Origin of the sequence: Mesorhizobium sp. M0227 (assembly GCF_040321855.1) — a bacterium.
Lineage (GTDB): Bacteria > Pseudomonadota > Alphaproteobacteria > Rhizobiales > Rhizobiaceae > Mesorhizobium.
Map to the genome: position 1 here is coordinate 173,367 of NZ_JAMYSJ010000008.1, position 17,748 is coordinate 191,114.

General features: G+C 63.9%; 17 protein-coding genes. 13 read left to right on the forward strand and 4 right to left on the reverse strand.

Annotated elements, in window-relative coordinates; translation table 11 throughout:
- The first annotated feature begins 75 nt into the window (after positions 1 to 75).
- On the forward strand, positions 76 to 1,755 hold the full coding sequence (locus tag NKJ00_RS13870; RefSeq protein WP_023809872.1) for a formate--tetrahydrofolate ligase: 1,680 nt from the start codon (positions 76 to 78) through the stop codon (positions 1,753 to 1,755).
- Positions 1,756 to 1,820: 65 nt separating this feature from the next.
- Here the strand turns inward: NKJ00_RS13870 and NKJ00_RS13875 are convergent, their stop codons facing one another.
- Positions 1,821 to 2,465, reverse strand: coding sequence for a cysteine hydrolase family protein (locus NKJ00_RS13875; RefSeq protein ID WP_352610502.1), 645 nt, complete (start codon positions 2,463 to 2,465; stop codon positions 1,821 to 1,823).
- A 126-nt stretch (positions 2,466 to 2,591) separates the two neighbouring features.
- Between NKJ00_RS13875 and NKJ00_RS13880 the strand changes: the two genes are divergently transcribed.
- On the forward strand, positions 2,592 to 3,587 hold the full coding sequence (locus tag NKJ00_RS13880; RefSeq protein WP_352610504.1) for a GlxA family transcriptional regulator: 996 nt from the start codon (positions 2,592 to 2,594) through the stop codon (positions 3,585 to 3,587).
- Positions 3,588 to 3,592: 5 nt separating this feature from the next.
- Here NKJ00_RS13880 and NKJ00_RS13885 read toward each other — a convergent pair whose 3' ends face one another.
- Positions 3,593 to 4,150: a sugar O-acetyltransferase gene (locus NKJ00_RS13885; RefSeq protein WP_352610505.1), complete on the reverse strand. Its 558-nt coding sequence runs from the start codon at positions 4,148 to 4,150 to the stop codon at positions 3,593 to 3,595.
- Positions 4,151 to 4,290: 140 nt separating this feature from the next.
- Here NKJ00_RS13885 and NKJ00_RS13890 point away from each other — a divergent pair, with 140 nt between their 5' ends.
- The 4 genes from NKJ00_RS13890 to NKJ00_RS13905 all read left to right on the forward strand — a co-directional run bounded on the left by NKJ00_RS13890 (position 4,291) and on the right by NKJ00_RS13905 (position 8,566).
- On the forward strand, positions 4,291 to 4,752 hold the full coding sequence (locus tag NKJ00_RS13890) for a DUF4126 domain-containing protein (RefSeq protein WP_352610506.1): 462 nt from the start codon (positions 4,291 to 4,293) through the stop codon (positions 4,750 to 4,752).
- On the forward strand, positions 4,749 to 6,125 hold the full coding sequence (locus tag NKJ00_RS13895; RefSeq protein WP_352610507.1) for an FAD-containing oxidoreductase: 1,377 nt from the start codon (positions 4,749 to 4,751) through the stop codon (positions 6,123 to 6,125). The genes NKJ00_RS13890 and NKJ00_RS13895 overlap by 4 nt, the downstream gene beginning before the upstream one ends.
- Positions 6,126 to 6,250: 125 nt before the next feature.
- Entirely contained in the window at positions 6,251 to 7,423 is a 1,173-nt protein-coding gene (locus tag NKJ00_RS13900) for an MFS transporter (protein WP_292702147.1), read from the forward strand.
- 87 nt (positions 7,424 to 7,510) lie between these two features.
- Entirely contained in the window at positions 7,511 to 8,566 is a 1,056-nt protein-coding gene (locus NKJ00_RS13905; protein ID WP_352553384.1) for a succinylglutamate desuccinylase/aspartoacylase family protein, read from the forward strand.
- A 273-nt stretch (positions 8,567 to 8,839) separates the two neighbouring features.
- Here NKJ00_RS13905 and NKJ00_RS13910 read toward each other — a convergent pair whose 3' ends face one another.
- Entirely contained in the window at positions 8,840 to 9,610 is a 771-nt protein-coding gene (locus NKJ00_RS13910; protein WP_023809880.1) for an isocitrate lyase/PEP mutase family protein, read from the reverse strand.
- 318 nt (positions 9,611 to 9,928) lie between these two features.
- Between NKJ00_RS13910 and NKJ00_RS13915 the strand changes: the two genes are divergently transcribed.
- Together NKJ00_RS13915 and NKJ00_RS13920 are read left to right on the forward strand one after the other, a co-directional pair.
- A complete protein-coding gene (locus NKJ00_RS13915; protein WP_352610508.1) occupies positions 9,929 to 12,118 on the forward strand; it encodes an anthranilate synthase in 2,190 nt (729 codons plus the stop codon).
- Positions 12,119 to 12,123: 5 nt separating this feature from the next.
- Positions 12,124 to 13,071 (forward strand): cation diffusion facilitator family transporter, encoded by a 948-nt coding sequence (locus NKJ00_RS13920; protein ID WP_352610509.1) that lies wholly within the window; start codon positions 12,124 to 12,126, stop codon positions 13,069 to 13,071.
- Between the two features lie 245 nt (positions 13,072 to 13,316).
- Here the strand turns inward: NKJ00_RS13920 and NKJ00_RS13925 are convergent, their stop codons facing one another.
- Positions 13,317 to 14,408: a hypothetical protein gene (locus tag NKJ00_RS13925; RefSeq protein WP_352610510.1), complete on the reverse strand. Its 1,092-nt coding sequence runs from the start codon at positions 14,406 to 14,408 to the stop codon at positions 13,317 to 13,319.
- A gap of 102 nt (positions 14,409 to 14,510) precedes the next feature.
- Between NKJ00_RS13925 and NKJ00_RS13930 the strand changes: the two genes are divergently transcribed.
- The 5 genes from NKJ00_RS13930 (at position 14,511) to NKJ00_RS13950 (ending at position 17,718) form a co-directional block, all read left to right on the forward strand.
- Positions 14,511 to 14,948: a DsrE family protein gene (locus NKJ00_RS13930; protein ID WP_023809884.1), complete on the forward strand. Its 438-nt coding sequence runs from the start codon at positions 14,511 to 14,513 to the stop codon at positions 14,946 to 14,948.
- Between the two features lie 150 nt (positions 14,949 to 15,098).
- A complete protein-coding gene (locus NKJ00_RS13935) occupies positions 15,099 to 15,878 on the forward strand; it encodes an SDR family NAD(P)-dependent oxidoreductase (RefSeq protein WP_352610511.1) in 780 nt (259 codons plus the stop codon).
- A 63-nt stretch (positions 15,879 to 15,941) separates the two neighbouring features.
- Positions 15,942 to 16,250, forward strand: a complete 309-nt coding sequence (locus NKJ00_RS13940) for a putative quinol monooxygenase (RefSeq protein WP_127290228.1) — start codon at positions 15,942 to 15,944, stop codon at positions 16,248 to 16,250.
- 28 nt (positions 16,251 to 16,278) lie between these two features.
- Positions 16,279 to 16,524, forward strand: a complete 246-nt coding sequence (locus NKJ00_RS13945; RefSeq protein ID WP_023809887.1) for a type II toxin-antitoxin system Phd/YefM family antitoxin — start codon at positions 16,279 to 16,281, stop codon at positions 16,522 to 16,524.
- Positions 16,525 to 16,614: 90 nt separating this feature from the next.
- Positions 16,615 to 17,718: an AbrB family transcriptional regulator gene (locus NKJ00_RS13950; protein ID WP_352610512.1), complete on the forward strand. Its 1,104-nt coding sequence runs from the start codon at positions 16,615 to 16,617 to the stop codon at positions 17,716 to 17,718.
- The last annotated feature ends 30 nt before the right edge of the window (positions 17,719 to 17,748 follow it).

A 17,748-nucleotide genomic window follows, 5' to 3' on the forward strand; every position in this document is an offset into this window, starting at 1 on the left:
CCGCGCCCGGGTCCAACCTGCCTGCGAGTAAGATCAACCCGTCCCCTCCATCGTCCAATCCAGAGGAAAGCCGTCATGGCCGAAGTGAAGTCCGACATCGAGATCGCGCGCGGCGCCAGGAAAAAGCAGATCCAGGAGATCGGCCAGAAGATCGGTATCCCGACCGAACATTTGCTGCCCTATGGCCACGACAAGGCCAAGATCTCAGCTGAATTCATCAAATCGGTGAAGGGCAACAAGGACGGTAAGCTGATCCTCGTCACCGCCATCAACCCGACGCCGGCCGGCGAAGGCAAGACCACGACCACGGTCGGTCTCGGCGACGGCCTGAACCGCATCGGCAAGAAGGCGATCATCTGCATCCGCGAGGCCTCGCTGGGCCCGAACTTCGGCGTCAAGGGCGGTGCCGCCGGCGGCGGCTATGCGCAAGTCGTGCCGATGGAGGACATGAACCTCCACTTCACCGGCGACTTCCATGCCATCACCACGGCGCACAACCTGCTTTCGGCGCTGATCGACAACCACATCTACTGGGGCAATGAGCTCGGCATCGACACCCGCCGCGTCGTCTGGCGCCGCGTCATGGACATGAACGACCGCGCGCTGCGCGAAATCATCTGCTCGCTCGGCGGCGTCGCCAACGGATTCCCGCGCGAGGGCGGTTTCGATATCACCGTCGCCTCGGAAGTCATGGCCATCCTGTGCCTGTCGACCGACCTGAAGGACCTCGAAAAGCGCCTCGGCGACATCATCGTCGCCTATCGCCGCGACAAGTCGCCGGTCTATGCCCGCGACCTCAAGGCCGACGGCGCCATGGCCGTGCTGTTGAAGGACGCCATGCAGCCGAACCTGGTGCAGACGCTGGAGAACAACCCGGCCTTCGTGCATGGCGGCCCGTTCGCCAACATCGCGCATGGCTGCAACTCGGTCGTCGCCACCACGACGGCGCTCAAGCTCGCCGACTACGTCGTCACCGAAGCCGGCTTCGGCGCTGACCTCGGTGCTGAAAAGTTCTTCGACATCAAGTGCCGCAAGGCGGGCCTCAAGCCGGCGGCGGCCGTCATTGTCGCCACCGTGCGCGCCATGAAAATGAATGGCGGCGTCAAGAAGGAAGACCTCGGCAAGGAAAACGTCGAAGCGGTGAAGAAGGGCTGCGCCAATCTCGGCCGCCACATCGAGAACATCCGCCAGTTCGGCGTGCCGGCGGTGGTTGCCATCAACCACTTCTACTCCGACACCGACGCCGAGATCCAGGCGATGAAGGACTATGTCGCCTCGATGGGCGAAGAGGCGATCCTGTGCAAGCACTGGGCGCACGGCTCGGCCGGCATCGAGGATCTCGCCAACAAGGTGGTGGCACTGGCCGAATCCGGTGCTTCGCAGTTCGCGCCGCTCTATCCCGATGCCATGCCGCTGTTCGAGAAGATCAACACCATCGTCCAGCGCATCTATCGCGGCTCGGAAGCGATCGCCGACAAGTCGGTGCGCGACCAGCTCAAGGCCTGGGAAGACGCCGGATACGGCCACTTGCCGGTGTGCATGGCCAAGACGCAGTACTCGTTCTCGACCGACCCGAACCTGCGCGGCGCGCCGACCGGCCACACGGTGCCGGTGCGCGAGGTCAGGCTTTCGGCCGGTGCCGGCTTCGTCGTCATCATCTGCGGCGAGGTCATGACCATGCCCGGCCTGCCCAAGGCGCCGTCCTCGGAAAAGATCTTCCTCAACGAGATGGGCCAGATCGAAGGCCTGTTCTAAAATCCTTCAGTTCAAACCGCAAAGGGCGCCGCAGCGATGCAGCGCCCTTCTGTTTTCGGATAACCCTAAGCAGCGCTGCGCGAGAGCGCCCGCTGGTTGGAGCCGAAGATGGTGTCGCGTTCCGGCAGCGCGCCGGTCTTCAGGCACTCGACCCATTCGGCGGTCTTGAGCACGGCGGCGAAGCGCGACTGCAGGATGATCGTGACCACGCGGTGGATCTCCTCGGCCGAGGCGTAGCCGGCGCTGTTGGCGTAAGGCACCGAGCCGGTCGCATCCGACAGGAACTCGACGGCAAAGCCCATATGCACGGCGTGGATGATGGTCGACAGGTCGCAATTATGCGTCATGTAGCCGACCACCGTGATCGTATCGATGGCGTTGGCGCGCAGCCAGTCCTCGAGGTCGGTGCCGGTGAAGGCGGAGGGCAGGTTCTTTTCGACATAATAGTCGCGCTCACGCTTGGCGATTTCGGGATGCAGTTCGCCGCCATGGCTTCCCCTAGCGAAGATCGGCGATGTCTCGGGCGCCATCTGCTTGACGACCACCACCTTGATGCCAGCAGCAGTCGCTGCATCCATCGCCCGCGCCACATGGACGACGCTGTCGCGGAACGGCGGATGCTGGATGGCAAGACTGCCGCCATCATAGTCGTTCTGCACATCGACGACGATCAGCGCCCGGCGTGGCGTGGTGTTGGCTGGGTCAGACATGGTGTTTTCCTTTCCGGCTCGAATGCGATGGACCGAAAATAGCCGGGTGGCTGGGTTGCCGAAAGTGGCCCAATTGACATCATTCGAAAGAATTGGGACAATCGCATTCAACTGCCGGAAGCACCCATGACCGACCCGATCATTGCCGTCCTCGCCTTCGACGGCATCAGCCCGTTCCATCTTTCCGTGCCCTGCCTGGTCTTCGCAGAGGACAGGACGGCGCTTGGCCTGCCGCGCTTCGACTTCCGCATCTGCGCGGTCAAGCCCGGCCCGATCCACACCGAGGCCGGACTGACAATTGCCGCGCCGCATGGGCTCGAAGGCCTCGACGGCGCCGATATCGTCATCATTCCAAGCTGGCATCATCTCGGCGAGCCGGCATCGCCGCCGCTGATGGAGGCGTTGCGCCGGGCGCACCAACGCGGCGCCTTGATCGTCGGCCTGTGCCTCGGAACCTTCGCCATTGCCGCGGCCGGGCTGCTTTCGGGCCGTCGTGCCGCTACGCACTGGGCCTATTCCGAACAGTTGCAGAAACTCCATCCCGACGTCGCCGTCGACGCTTCGGTGCTCTATGTCGACAATGGCGACATCGTGACCTCGGCCGGCGTCGCCGCCGGTCTCGACTGCTGTCTCCACATCGTGCGCGCCCGCTACGGCGCGGAAGCGGCATTGCGGCTCGCCCGCCAGATCGTTCTTTCTCCGCATCGGCAGGGCGGGCAGGCGCAATTCATCGAGCATCCGGTGGCAAGAAGCGCCGACGCCGACCGCTTCACCCAGGCCCTGGACTCAGTTCGTGCGACGCTTGGCGAGACGCATAGCCTCGACAGCGTCGCCGAGGCCGCTGGCCTGACCCGCCGCACCTTTACCCGTCGCTTTCAGAAATCGATCGGCGCCAGCTTTGGCGATTGGCTGACCAGCCAGCGGATCGAACTGGCGCAGCGTTTGCTGGAAGCGACGGAGAAATCCATGGACATAGTGGCCTTCGAAGCCGGCTTCGGCAGCGCCACCTCGCTGCGCCAGCATTTTTCGGCACGGCTCAAGACATCGCCGGCGCAATACCGGCGGGAATTCTCCAGAAGGACCGATCAGGACGAGCGCATGACGTACGTCCTATCGTCCTGACCTGTTCAGCCTCGCTTGATCGCCCGCGCCGGATTGCCGAGCACCGTGGTGTTCGCAGCCACGTCGCGCGTTACCACCGCCCCCGCACCGACGATGGCACCTTCACCAATGCTGACGCCGCCAAGGATGACGGCTGAGCCGCCGATCCAGGCATTGGCGCCGATCTCGACGGGTCGGGCGATCTCCAGTCCGGCCTGCCGCCCACTGGCCTCCTTGTGATGCTCGGCGCAATAGATCTGCACATTGGGACCGAGCAGCGTTCCCTTGCCGATGCGCACACTCGCTGTGTCGAGGATGGTGCAGCCGGCATTGAGAAAGACCCCGTCGCCGAGAAAGATGTTGAAGCCATAGGCGCAGTGGAACGGCGCCTCGATGCGGGCGCCCTCACCGGCGTTGCCGAGCAAAGTTTTCAAGCCCGGCCCGAGATTGCCGCGCTGCCGCGGCGGCAGGCAATTGTGCTCGAACACCGCGTCACGCGCGACAACACGCAAGGACTCCAGCTCATCATCGAGGCAGGTGTACCATTCGCCGGCCGCCATCTTCACGCGCTCGCTTTCGACCATGACGCGTCTCCAGTTCACGTCCTTGCAAAGCACAAGTGCGGCCAACAGAAAAGCGCCGATGCCAGTACTGGCCAAATATTGGACCTATGGTAGCCTGTGTCTCAAGGCCGTCTTGGCCCGGTGATCGAGGGGGATCGACCATGCTCTACATTCTCGCACTTCTGATCGGCGTCATTGCCGGTCTTCGCGCCATGACGGCGCCGGCTGCCGTTGCCTGGGGCGCTTATCTCGGCTGGCTGCCGGTTGCCGGCACCTGGGCGAGCTTCATGAATCACTGGGCGGCTGTCGGCATCTTCACCATCCTGGCCATCGTCGAACTGGTCACCGACCAGTTGCCGTCGACGCCGAGCCGTAAAGTGCCGCAGCAATTCGGCGCCCGCATCGTCATGGGCGCCTTCACCGGCGCGGTGATCGGCGCGACAGGCGGCGCCACCATCGGCGGCTTGATTGCCGGCGCCATCGGCGCTGTCATCGGCACGCTGGGCGGCGCTGAAGCTCGCGGCCGGCTCGCAGCCGCCTTCGGCAAGGATCCGCCCGCCGCCTTCATCGAGGACGCGGTGGCGATCATCGGCGGTCTGCTGATCGTGGCTGCGGTGGCATGACGACGAAAACCTTCGACGCCATCATCATCGGTGCCGGACAGGCTGGCCCTCCGCTGGCCGGCCGGCTGACGGCCGCCGGCAGGAGCGTGGCGCTGATCGAGCGCAAGCTGGTCGGCGGCACTTGCGTCAACACCGGCTGCATGCCGACCAAGACCATGGTCGCCAGCGCCTATGCCGCGCATCTGGCGCGCCGCGCCGCCGACTACGGCGTGACGCTCAGTGGCCCCGTCGGCGTCGACTATGCCAGGATCAAGGCGCGCAAGGACAAGGTGACGATCGACGCTCGCACCAATCTCGAGACCTGGATTGCCGGCATGGACAAATGCACCCTCTATCGCGGCCATGCGCGTTTCGAATCCGCCAACACGGTGCGCGTCGGCGACGATCTGCTGACCGCCGAAAATATCTTCCTCAACACCGGCGGCCGCGCCTCGGTCCCAGACCTGCCCGGCATCCACGACATCGACTATCTGACCAATTCCTCGATGATGAATCTCGACGTGCTGCCGCGCCATCTCATCGTCGTCGGTGGCAGTTACATCTCGCTCGAATTCGCACAGATGTTCCGCCGCTTCGGCTCGGAGGTCACAGTCATCGAAAAGAGCCCACGCCTGACCGGCCGCGAGGACGAGGACGTCTCTGCCGCCATCCTGTCGATCCTCGAAAACGAAGGCATCGCGGTCCATCTCGGCGCCGACGACATCGCTTTCGCCAGACAAGGCCAGGACATTGCCGTGACCTTCTCCGCCGGCAAACCGCCGGTGGTCGGCTCTCACGTGCTGCTGGCTCTGGGGCGGACGCCCAACACCGATGACCTCGGCCTGGAGAGGGCTGGCGTGGAGGTCGACAAGCGCGGCTTCGTCTCTGTAGACGACCAGTTGCGCAGCAGCGTGCCCGGCATCTGGGCGATGGGCGACTGCAACGGCAGGGGCGCCTTCACCCACACCTCCTACAACGACTACGAGATCGTCGCCGCCAACCTGCTGGACAATGATCCGCGCAAGGTCAGTGATCGCATCGAAGCCTATGCGCTCTACATCGACCCACCGCTCGGCCGCTGCGGCATGACCGAGGCCGCGGTGAAGAAATCCGGCCGTCGCGCGCTGGTCGGCCAGCGGCCGATGACCCGCGTCGGCCGCGCTATCGAAAAGGGCGAGACGCAGGGTTTCATGAAGATCCTGGTCGACGCAGACACGAGGGAGATCCTCGGCTGCTCGGTGCTCGGACCCGGCGGCGACGAGGTTATCCATTGCGTGCTCGACCTGATGTACGCCAAGGCGCCCGTCGACACGCTCGCGCGTGCCGTGCATATCCACCCGAATGTCTCGGAACTGTTGCCCACCATTGCTCAGGAACTGAAGCCGCTGGCTTGACAGCCTGTTGGCGACCCATTTCAAAGCTCTTCCTTTTCTGCATCGCTGCAATGCAGCAATGCCGCTTGCGCACGGCGGCGTCCTTCGCGCAGTCTGGATTTGAACCGATTCAGTCTGGACGCCCCATGCCCTTGCCGATCCTTGCGCTTGCCATTGCGTCCTTCTGCATCGGCACCACCGAATTCGTCATCATGGGCCTGCTGCCCGAGGTCGCGGCCGACCTCGGCGTGTCGATCCCTTCGGCGGGTCTGCTGGTCACCGGCTATGCGCTGGGCGTCGTCTTCGGCGCCCCGATCGTCGCGATGGCCACCGCGCATTTGCCGCGCAAGCCGGTGCTGGTCGGGCTGGCCGTGCTGTTCGTCGTCGGCAATCTGTTTTGCGCCATCTCGCCCAACTACTGGACGCTGATGGCCGCGCGCGTTTTCACCGCGTTCGGCCATGGCGCCTTCTTCGGCATCGGCTCGGTCGTTGCCGCCAGCCTGGTGCCGCGCAACAAACGCGCCAGCGCCATCGCGCTGATGTTCGCCGGGCTGACGCTGTCCAACATCCTTGGCGTTCCCGCCGGAACCGCACTTGGCGAAGCCTTCGGCTGGCGCTCCACCTTCGTTGCCGTGGTCGGTATCGGCCTGATCTCGGTGGCAGCGATCGCCTGGCTGGTGCCGTCCGATGTCGCCCAGCCAAGCGGTGGCGGCTTGCGCGGCGAACTGCGCGTGCTGGGCAAGCTGCAGGTCTGGCTGGCCATGCTGATCGCGGCGCTGACTTCCGCAAGCCTGTTCACCGTCTTCACCTACATCAAACCCTACCTCACCGAGGTGTCGGGCTTGTCGACCTCGGCAGTCACGTGGGTTCTGCTGCTGTTCGGCGCGGGCATGACCATCGGCAACATTATCGGCGGCAGACTGGCCGACTGGAAACTGATGCCGACAGTGATCGGCACGCTGCTGCTGATGGCCCTGCTTTTCGTTGGCTTCAGGCAGTTCGGCGCAATCGCCAGCGTTGCCGTCGGCATCGTCTTCCTGTGGGGCCTGCTCATCTTCGTCGTCGTGCCGCCGCTGCAGATCCGGGTCGTCGAGGCGGCCTCCGAGGGACCGAACCTCGCCGCCACGCTGAACCAGGGCGCCTTCAATGTCGGCAATGCCAGCGGCGCCTGGATCGGCGGCGTAGCCCTTTCCGCCGGTGTTTCCTATGCCAATTTGCCGCTGGTCGGCGCAGCACTCGCTTTGTTGGCGGTCACCGTCGCCGTGCTGTCGCAGGCGCTGGACCGGCGCGCGCCGGTCATCCCGCTCCCGGCTGAATAGTCTCTTGCGCCCATAGCGCGGCGGGCTGGACCAATCGACATAGGCGCCTTCAAATCGCATGTCTTCTGGTCCTTGATGGAGGAAGTCATGCAGAAATCGATCGAGCGCATCGCCGGCGAAAGCGAAGGGGTTTGCTACGAATTCCCGCTGTTCCGCTTCACTGGTTCCGACAAGGCTGCTCCTTCGGCCTATCTGCAGGCGGCGCTCCATGCCGGTGAGTTGCCGGGCGTCGTCGCCATCGACGCGCTGATGCCGATGCTCGCCAGGGCGGAGGCCGAAGGCCGCATCAAGGGCAACCTCACCGTCGTGCCCTGGGCCAACCCTGTCGGCCGGGCGCAATATCATTTCGGCGAGCATCAGGGCCGCTTCCATCTCGGCACGCGCACCAATTTCAACCGCGGCTTTCCGCTGCTCGCCGCGCCCGACACAGCCCTCTTGCCCGACACCACCCTTGGCAGCGTCGACCAGCGGCTGAAGACGCGGCTGGTGCAGCTGTCGTTCGGCCATGACATCGTGCTCGACCTGCACTGCGATGACGAGGGCCTCGCCTATCTCTACGTCCACACCAGCCTGTGGCCTGATATGGCCGATTGCGCCGCGGCCATGGGCGTCGACGCAGTCGTGCTGTGGAGCGAGGACACCGACGGCACCTTCGAGGGCGCCTCGATCATGCCCTACCAGAATGTCCCAGCTGATGTAGCCAAGCTCGACCGCCGCGTCGCCACCACGGTCGAATATCGCGGCATCCTCGATGTCGACGGCGCCTTGGCCGCCTCTGACGCCGACGGGCTCTACCGGCTGCTGACGGCACGCGGCGTGATCGCCGATAGCGCCCTGCCCGCGCCGGGTCCTTTCACCGGCTTCGTGGCGCCATTGGAAAACATCGACATGATGCCGGCGCCACGGGCCGGTGCCGTGCTCTACGACGTGAAACCCGGCGACCGCGTCGCCAAGGGCGCGCGCCTAGCCACCATCGTCCATGCACCGGGTGAAACCGATGGCCGCACCGAAGTGTTTGCGCCGCAGGATGGCATCATCCTGACCCGCCGCTCGCGCCGCATCATCCGCGCCGGCGAGGATCTGTTGAAGCTGGTCGGCGACAGGAAGAGCGCCGACGCCCGGTCGGGGACGCTGGAAGATTGAGAAAGCTTTGCCTCGTAGTTTGCCGAAGCACTCCATAGCTTCGTCATTCTAGGGCGAAGCAAGGAGCGAAGCGACGCGGCGCAGACCCTAGAATCCATGCCGCGACTTCAAAGCGTCGCTACGTTCAGAATTCTGTTCCGCTGCGCCCTTCAACTGAGGTCGCGGCATGGATCCTCGGGTCTCCGCGACGTCGCTTCGCTCCTGCTCCGCCCGTGGATGACGAAGTTGCGAGGCTTCGGCCAATCCCAAACCCGTTGCATGCAGCATCACCGCCTAGCCCGAAATAGCCAGCCGCGCCTTCGCCTCCAGCCATTCGGCCATCTGCCGGTAAGGCACCGGGCCGTGACTGATGCGGGCGACACCCAGTTCCGCCAGCCGCTGGCGCGGCGGCACATGCGCCAGCGCGATGATGTTGACCGGCAACGCGATTGCCTTGCAGAGTGTCTCGATCAGGCCCTCATCGCCAAGGCCCGGCGCAAAGAAGCCGTGCGCGCCAGCTTTTTCGAAGGCCTGTGCGCGCTCTATGGCCTGGTCGAGCAGGGCGTCATCATGCGCATCCGGTTTCGCCTTGAGGAAGATGTCGGTTCGAGCGTTGATGAACGCCGGTATCCCGGAAGCCTTGACGGCCGCCGCCGCGGCTTCGATGCGTTTTACCTGAACAGCGATGTCGTGCAGGCCGCTGCCACCGACAACCTGGTCTTCGAAATTGAACCCAACAGCGCCGGCCCGCAGTGCCGACGTTACCGTGCGAGCAACAATTTCCGGGTCGACGCCGTAACCACCCTCGAGGTCCATGGTCACCGGCAGGTCGACGGCAGTGACGATGCGCTTGATGTTGTCGAGCGCCAGCTCCAGCGGGATTTTCTCGCCATCGGCATAGCCGAAGGCGGCCGCCACCGGCCAGCTTCCGGTGGCGATCGCCTTGGCGCCCGCTTTCTCGACGATCTTGGCCGAACCCGGATCCCAGACGTTGTAGAGAACGATCGGGTTTCCCTTGACGTGGAGGGAATGGAACGTCCGCGCACGCTCGATCTGCTCGGTCATGATTGTTTTCTCGTCTTCCTGCTGTTGATGAACATTCTAAGCGCCATAGCCGGTTCTGGCGATGTACCATGAGGCGCAGAAGCGACAGCCACCGGACAGGCTTTTCAAACCTGTTGCGTATCCTCCCTTTCGCAGCTATGGATTTTGCCATGAACATGCGTTCGATCAAGACCATTTGGTGGTGGGCCTGCTGACAGCGGCCTGTTCGAACACGTGCGCGTGAAAAGAGAGGGTGGCCGCAACGGAAAGTCCGGGCGGCCATTTGTTTTTTCCAAGCCATTCCCGGGTCCGTTGCCCAAGAAGCTGATGGAGACGGCAATGACGATGAAGGTTCTGGAAAACGGCGCGGAAAGTTTCGTGACCGCGGGTGGCATAACCATCACGCGCGCGCGCCACGACCGGCCCTATGCAGGTGCGATTGACGCCTATGTCGACGGCCTGAATTCGCGCCGCGGTGCGGTGTTTTCCTCCAATTATGAATATCCCGGCCGCTACACGCGCTGGGACACCGCCATCATCGATCCGCCGCTGGTCGTCTCGGCGCGCGGCCGTGCCATGCGCATCGAGGCGCTGAACGGCCGTGGCGAGACGCTGTTGCCGGTCATCGGCAAGACGCTGGGCGACCTCGCCGACGTCACCATCGCCGAGACGTCGGAGAAACTGATCCGCCTCGACGTCGCCAAGCCCGGCCGTGTCTTCACTGAAGAGGAGCGCAGCCGCGTGCCTTCGGTATTTACGGTCCTGCGCGCCATCACCGCTCTGTTCAAGACCGAGGAAGACGCCAACCTCGGCCTCTACGGCGCCTTCGGCTACGACCTCGCCTTCCAATTCGACCCGGTCGACTACAAGCTCGAGCGCAAGCCAAGCCAGCGCGATCTGGTGCTTTTCCTGCCCGACGAGATCCTGGTCGTCGACCACTATTCGGCCAAGGCCTGGACCGACCGCTACGACTATGCCGGCGACGGGTTTTCAACCGAAGGGCTGCCGCGCGACGAAATCGCCGAGCCGTTCAAGAGCCCCGACCGCATCCCGCCGCGCGGCGACCATGAACCCGGCGAATACGCCGATCTGGTGCGCAAGGCGATGGATTCGTTCAAGCGCGGCGACCTGTTCGAGGTCGTGCCCGGCCAGATGTTCTACGAGCGCTGCGAGACGCAGCCATCCGAGATTTCGCGCAAGCTGAAGGCAATCAACCCCTCGCCCTATTCCTTCTTCATTAATCTGGGTGAAGGCGAATACCTGATCGGCGCCTCGCCCGAAATGTTCGTTCGCGTCAACGGCCGCCGCGTCGAGACCTGCCCGATCTCGGGCACCATCAAGCGCGGCGACGATGCCATTTCGGACTCCGAGCAGATCCTGAAACTGCTCAACTCGAAGAAGGACGAATCCGAGCTGACCATGTGCTCGGACGTCGACCGCAACGACAAATCGCGGGTCTGCGAGCCGGGTTCGGTGCGCGTCATCGGCCGCCGGCAGATCGAGATGTATTCGCGCCTGATCCACACCGTCGACCACATCGAAGGCCGGCTGCGCGAAGGCATGGATGCCTTCGATGCCTTCCTGTCGCATGCCTGGGCGGTCACCGTGACCGGCGCGCCGAAATTGTGGGCCATGCGCTTCATCGAGCAGAACGAGAAAAGCCCGCGCGCCTGGTATGGCGGCGCGATCGGCATGGTCAATTTCAACGGCGACATGAACACCGGCCTCACCCTGCGCACCATCCGTATCAAGGACGGCATTGCCGAAGTGCGCGCCGGCGCCACATTGCTGTTCGACAGCATTCCCGAGGAAGAAGAAGCCGAAACCGAACTGAAGGCATCCGCCATGCTCTCCGCCATTCGCGACGCCAAGACAGGCAATTCCGCCAGCACCGAGCGAACCACCGCGCGCGTCGGCGACGGCGTCAACATCCTGCTCGTCGACCACGAGGACTCGTTCGTTCACACGCTGGCCAATTATTTCCGCCAGACCGGCGCCAATGTCTCGACCGTCCGCTCGCCGGTGCCGGAGGAAGTCTTCGACCGGCTGAAGCCCGACCTCGTCGTGCTGTCGCCCGGCCCCGGCACGCCGAAAGATTTCGACTGCGCCGCCACCATCAAGAAGGCGCGCGCCCGCGACCTGCCGATCTTCGGCGTCTGCCTTGGCCTGCAGGCGCTGGCCGAGGCCTATGGCGGCGAACTCAGGCAGCTGCATGTGCCGATGCACGGCAAGCCGTCGCGCATCCGCGTTTCCAAGCCGGGCATCATCTTCTCCGGCCTGCCCAAGGAAGTCACCGTCGGCCGCTACCATTCGATCTTCGCCGATCCGGTTCGCCTGCCCGACGATTTCATCGTCACGGCCGAAACCGAGGACGGTGTCATCATGGCCTTCGAACACCGCAAGGAGCCGATCGCCGCGGTACAGTTCCACCCGGAATCGATCATGACGCTCGGCCACAATGCCGGCATGCGCATCATCGAGAACATCGTCGCCCACTTGCCCCGCAAGGCCAAGGAAAAGGCCGCCTGACGATCATGGCCGAAGCCGAGAACACGATGGCGATCGCGGCCAAGGCGGCCGCGAAGCGCAAAATCGCCAATCTCGCCTTCTGGTCGATTATCGTCGCTTTTGTCGTGCTCGCGCTGAAGGCTGCCGCCTGGTACGTCACCAGCTCCGTGGCGCTCTACTCGGACGCCTTGGAATCGATCGTCAACGTCATCGCCTCGGTTGCAGCCTTCTGGGCGATCCAGGTCAGCCACAAGCCGGCCGACCAGGACCACCCTTTCGGCCATCACAAGGCCGAGTATTTCTCGGCGGTGCTGGAAGGCGTGCTGATCGTGCTCGCCGCCCTTTTGATCCTCAACGAGGTCTGGCGCCACTGGCAGACCCCGGCACCGCTCGAACAGCCCTGGGAAGGTCTTGCCGTCAACGGCGTCGCTACAGTCATCAACGCCTTCTGGGCCTGGACGTTGATCCGCGCCGGCAGGGCGGAGAAGTCACCGGCGCTGGTTGCCGACGGCAACCACATCATGACCGACGTGGTCACCTCGATCGGCGTCTTCGGCGGCTTGGTCGGAGCGATCCTGACCGGCTGGCAGATTCTCGACCCGGCACTTGCCGTCCTCGTGGCGCTGAACATCCTGTGGCAGGGCTGGCACGTCATCGGTTCGTCGATGAACGGCCTGATGGACCGCGCCGTCGACACCCAGGAACACATGCGCATCCGCGACGTCATCTCGGCCAATTGCAAGGGCGCGCTGGAGGTGCACGACCTCAAGACGCGCATCGCCGGCCGCGCCACCTTCATCGAGTTTCATCTGGTCGTCGATGCCGACATGTCGGTCGGCGCCAGCCATGTCATCTGCGACCGGATAGAGGACGCGCTGAAGGCCGAAATCCCCTCGGTGCGCGTCACCATCCATGTCGAGCCCGACGACGAGGCCAAGCTCCCCAAGGGCACGACGGCCGTGCCGTTTGCGTGAGGCGGTCTCCCGTCACGACCTTGGAAAATTAGCCAAAGCCCCTCGACTTCGTCATCCACGGGCGGAGCAGGAGCGAAGCTCCGTCGCGGAGACCCGAGTATCCATGCCGCGACCTTGGCCTCAGAGTGCAGCGGAACAGAATTCTGCACCGCAGCAGCGCTCGGATGTCACGGCATGGATCCTATGGTCTGCGCCGCGTCGCTTCGCTCCTTGCTCCGCCATAGGATGACGAAAACGCTGGGTGCTTACGGAGCGCATGCCGATTGCGGCATCGGCTGCAGCCGATAGACCTTGTCGTCGGATTTCGTCTTGCCGTCGGCGGCCTTCGAACACAGGTCGACGATCGCGAGTGCACTGTTGGGATTGGCCAGCATCATCGTGCCATCGGCACCACGCTTGAGGAAAATCTCCTTCTGCGCGATGTCGCAGGAGAAATCGCTCATCTTCGAACTGGCCGCGCAGCGCCACTGGTCGGCTTCGGCCTGGCAGGAATAGGTCTGCGTGACTTTGGCCGATTTCTGCCGTGTGGTGACGGTAACGGCAATGTCGGCGCCATCAGGCCAGTTGGCTGCGTCGCCCCCTGAAGCAAACGACGCCAGTTCGACCGGGCCGCGGAAAACCCCGATCGACTTGGTGAGCTGATCGGGGTGCGAGCCGAGATGCGCTGCATCGTAGTCGCGCCCATAGCAGAATGCCTGGTCCGGCTTCAGCCGCTCGCGCAGTGGAGCCCCGAGCGCAGGGGCGATCGGATCGATGCGCGCGAACTCGGCCTTGCAGGTCGCCGCCGGCATCGGGTCGAGGCGGAAATTGTCGTCCTCCGAGCCGAGCGCCTGCCTGTCATACTCCGCTGCGCCAAGCTCCTCTTCCGATCCGGCATCGAGATAGATGTCGGGCTGCAGATCCGAGAGAAGCAGCCGGCCCTTGTCGTCGACCTTCAGCGATGCAAGCGTCCGGTCGCACTCCATACCGCAATGGATGGGGCCTGTCTTGCCGTCCTCCGACACATGATTGCACCAGCCGCCGGCCCATTCCGGCGCCTTGGCGCCGCGCACGGAGGTGGCGATGAAGGCATTGTAAGAAGTGTCGGAATTCACGGTCGGCTCTTCATTCGGCCGGCTGACCGGATCATGGCCGTAGTAGAAGAAGATCCGCGCCACCTTCTGCTTCGGGTGCGCCTTGAGATGCGCCGCATCATAGACGCGGCCGAAACAGGCGTCAGTGCCGTTGGGACTGAGTTCAGTGAGCTTGAGTGCATCATCGGCGAAGGCCGAGCCGGCAAGCGTGGCAATCAGCGCCGCGCCAGCAATTGTCTTCCATTCCCCTGCCCTGAACGCCACGTGATCTCTCCTCCGCATCGACAGGACGCAACGTCAATTTATGCTAGTATTGCGGCCGCAGCCACGCAATTCGCGGCGGGCCGCCAAGCGAAGGAGGATGCCATGCGTCGGCGCGACATGTTCCGCGCGGTTCTTGCCGGAACCGGAACGCTTCTCGGTTTGCGGGCAGCACAGGCAGCCGCCACCGAGCCCACAAGGCAAAAAGTCGCCTACCACTTGAGCGACACCGACAAGGTCAATTTCGTGCTCGGCAACATCAAGAACCACTATGAGGGCACCGGCGGCAATGTCGACATCGTGCTGGTCGTGCATGGTCCGGCCTTGGCCAGCTTCAAGTCGAAGGGAATATCGGCCGCGATTTCCGGGCGCTTCGCCGGCCTGGTGCGGCAGGGGCTGGAATCCCATGCTTGCGCCAACACCATGCAAGGCATGGATATTTCGCTCCCCGACCTGCTCGCCGGGTTTCATGCCGCCGACAAGGGCGGCGTCGTCAAACTCGCCGAACTGCAAGGCCAAGGTTACGCCTATCTGCACCCGTAGAGCGGTTTGCTTGGCGCAAATTCCCCAAGGGAAAGCGCTACTCCTTTTCCCGGGAAACCGTTTCACACGTTTCCTTGAATTGCTCAAAGGCTTGAACACCGGGGTGGCAAGGGCCTACGAAGGACAGGCAGACGTCCCGGAGGAAGAACCGTGCCAGCCACCACACTCAGCATACCCGATCTTGCCGGCAAGGCAGTGCTGGTCACCGGTGCGTCGACCGGCATCGGAGCGGCGCTCGCGCTGGCCTATGCAGCGCAGAAATGCAAGGTGGCGCTGCACTACAATTCGAGTCAAGACGCCGCCGAGAAGCTCGGCCTGACGATTGCCGACAAGGGCGGCGAGGTGTTTCTCGTTCAGGGCGATTTCTCCGTTGCCGCCGATGTCGAGCGCGTCGTCGAGGATAGCGCGCAATATTTCGGCCGCCTCGACGGGCTGGTCAACAATGCCGGCGGCATGCTTGGCCGCATTCCCTATGCCGAGCAGACCGAGGCGCATTACGACGCTGTGATGGACCTCAACGCCCGTTCGGTACTGACTGCTTCGCGCAAGGCGATCCCGTGGCTGAAGAAACAGGGCGGCTTCATCGTCAACACCTCCTCGATCGCCGCCCGCAATGGCGCCGGCGGCGGCGCCGGGCTTTATGGCTCGGCCAAGGCCTTCGTCTCCAATGTGACGCGCGGCATGGCCAAGGAACTGATCGGCTTCGGCATCCGCGTCAACGCGGTGGCGCCCGGCACTATCCTGACGCCGTTCCACGAGCGCTATTCGACCGACGAGCAGATGAAGGGCATGATCGCTACCATTCCGCAGGGGCGTGCCGGCACGGCGCAGGATTGCGTCGGCGCCTATCTGTTCCTGTCTTCCGATCTTCTGAGCGGCTACATCACCGGCCAGGTGATCGAGGTGAATGGCGGCCAGTTGATGCCTTGAGCGGCTATCGGCATACTGGCGATCTGCATGTTCTTGTCGAAAACCTCAAAGGGAGACAACGGAATGTACGGACTGATCGGCAAGATGCGGGCGGCGCGCGGCCAGCGTGACGCGGTCATCGACCTCCTGCGCGCCAGCACCGGCGCCCTGCCGGGTTGCCTGAACTACATCATCGCCCGCGACCCCGCGGATGCCGATGCGATCTGGGTCACCGAAGTATGGACCGACGCCGAAAGCCACAAGGCCTCGCTGCAGCTTCCCGAAGTCCAGGCGGCGATCGCCAAGGCGCGGCCGTTCATCGCCGGCTTCGAATTCCAGGTCGAAACCCACCCTGTCGGCGGCTTCGGCCTGGCCGACGGCAAGACGGGGTGAGTTCGATGCCAACTTTGAGGAGCAACCTTTGACGCAGACAGTAAACATTCGCGATGCGAAAGCCCATCTGTCGCGCCTTGTGAGACGTGCAGCCCAAGGCGAGTCGTTTGTTATTGCCAAAGCCGGCAAGCCGTTGGCCAGAATCGTGCCGATCGAACAACCGGCTCTGCAGGCGCGACGGGTCGGTTTTATGGCCGGCCAGTTTTCCGTCCCCGACGATTTCGACCGCATGGGTCGCAATGAGATCGAGCAACGGTTCGACGCCGGCTTATGAAACCTGTTACTCGACACCTGGACGGGTGAAACAATAGTTTTCTATGAACCGCGGTTCGCATTTTTCGCCCTGCGGGTCTAAGAGCGAAACATGGATTCCTCGGCCGAGCAGCCCTCCCCGGACCTGCCCACACTCGAGCGCATGGCGCGGATGCGCAAGCTCTGGCAGTGGCTTGCCCTGCTGGTTGTTTCCCTGCTGTTCGCCGGCGCGCTGGAACTCGCGGCCCTGCCGGCGGCGCTGCTGATCGGGCCGATGCTGGCGGCCATCGTCGCCGGCACCAATGGTGCCACGGTGCGCGTGCCGCGCCTTCTGTTCGGCGCCGCCCAGGCGATCGTCGGCTGCCTTGTAGCCGCTTCGATCTCGGCCGACATCTTTCCGGTCTTCTACAAGGAATGGCCGCTGTTTCTCGGTGTCGTGGTGGCAACCGTCACGGCCTCCAGCCTGCTCGGCTGGCTGATCAGCCGCTGGCGCATCCTGCCCGGCACCACCGCCGTCTGGGGCTCGTCGCCGGGTGCGGCCACCGCCATGGTGCTGATGGCCGGTGCCTTCGGCGCTGACCAGCGTTTCGTCGCCTTCATGCAATATCTGCGCGTCATCTTCGTCTCGATGACGGCGGCACTCGTTGCCAAGATGTGGGTCGACACATCCGGCGTCGAAATCCCCGCCATCGTCTGGTTCCCGCCGATCGACGCCCAAGCCTTCGCCGCCACCATCGGCATCGCGTTTATCGGCGGCTTGGCGGGAAAGCTGTGCCGGCTGCCTTCGCCCTTCTTTCTCGGCACCTTCGTCTTCGGCACCGTCGTCCATCTCGGCTTGGGCGTGGAGATGCAATTGCCGCAATGGCTGCTGGCGGTCAGCTACGCCATGGTCGGCTGGTCGATCGGCCTGAACTTCACCAGGGCGATCCTGCGCCATGCGGCGCGCGCTCTGCCGCAGATCATCGCCTCGATCGTGGCGTTGATCGCTTTCTGCGGTGGCATGGCCTTCATGATCAGCCATCTGCTTGGCATCGATCCGCTGACCGCCTACCTGGCGACCAGCCCCGGCGGCATGGACAGCATCGCCATCATCGCCGCCGCAGCGCAGAACGTCGACATCTCCTTCGTCATGGCCCTGCAGTCGGCACGCTTCCTGATCGTGCTGTTGGTCGGCCCGAGCGTCGCGCGGCTGGTGGCGAGAAGCGTCAGACAATAGGCAAAACCGACGCCGGAGACGGTCATAAGC

Bases quoted from the DNA above. Each gene is read 5' to 3' on its own strand.
- NKJ00_RS13870 (WP_023809872.1), top strand. From the start codon at position 76: ATGGCCGAAGTGAAGTCCGACATCGAGATCGCGCGCGGCGCCAGGAAA.
- NKJ00_RS13875 (WP_352610502.1), bottom strand. From the start codon at position 2,465: ATGTCTGACCCAGCCAACACCACGCCACGCCGGGCGCTGATCGTCGTC.
- NKJ00_RS13880 (WP_352610504.1), top strand. From the start codon at position 2,592: ATGACCGACCCGATCATTGCCGTCCTCGCCTTCGACGGCATCAGCCCG.
- NKJ00_RS13885 (WP_352610505.1), bottom strand. From the start codon at position 4,150: ATGGTCGAAAGCGAGCGCGTGAAGATGGCGGCCGGCGAATGGTACACC.
- NKJ00_RS13890 (WP_352610506.1), top strand. From the start codon at position 4,291: ATGCTCTACATTCTCGCACTTCTGATCGGCGTCATTGCCGGTCTTCGC.
- NKJ00_RS13895 (WP_352610507.1), top strand. From the start codon at position 4,749: ATGACGACGAAAACCTTCGACGCCATCATCATCGGTGCCGGACAGGCT.
- NKJ00_RS13900 (WP_292702147.1), top strand. From the start codon at position 6,251: ATGCCCTTGCCGATCCTTGCGCTTGCCATTGCGTCCTTCTGCATCGGC.
- NKJ00_RS13905 (WP_352553384.1), top strand. From the start codon at position 7,511: ATGCAGAAATCGATCGAGCGCATCGCCGGCGAAAGCGAAGGGGTTTGC.
- NKJ00_RS13910 (WP_023809880.1), bottom strand. From the start codon at position 9,610: ATGACCGAGCAGATCGAGCGTGCGCGGACGTTCCATTCCCTCCACGTC.
- NKJ00_RS13915 (WP_352610508.1), top strand. From the start codon at position 9,929: ATGACGATGAAGGTTCTGGAAAACGGCGCGGAAAGTTTCGTGACCGCG.
- NKJ00_RS13920 (WP_352610509.1), top strand. From the start codon at position 12,124: ATGGCCGAAGCCGAGAACACGATGGCGATCGCGGCCAAGGCGGCCGCG.
- NKJ00_RS13930 (WP_023809884.1), top strand. From the start codon at position 14,511: ATGCGTCGGCGCGACATGTTCCGCGCGGTTCTTGCCGGAACCGGAACG.
- NKJ00_RS13940 (WP_127290228.1), top strand. From the start codon at position 15,942: ATGTACGGACTGATCGGCAAGATGCGGGCGGCGCGCGGCCAGCGTGAC.
- NKJ00_RS13950 (WP_352610512.1), top strand. From the start codon at position 16,615: ATGGATTCCTCGGCCGAGCAGCCCTCCCCGGACCTGCCCACACTCGAG.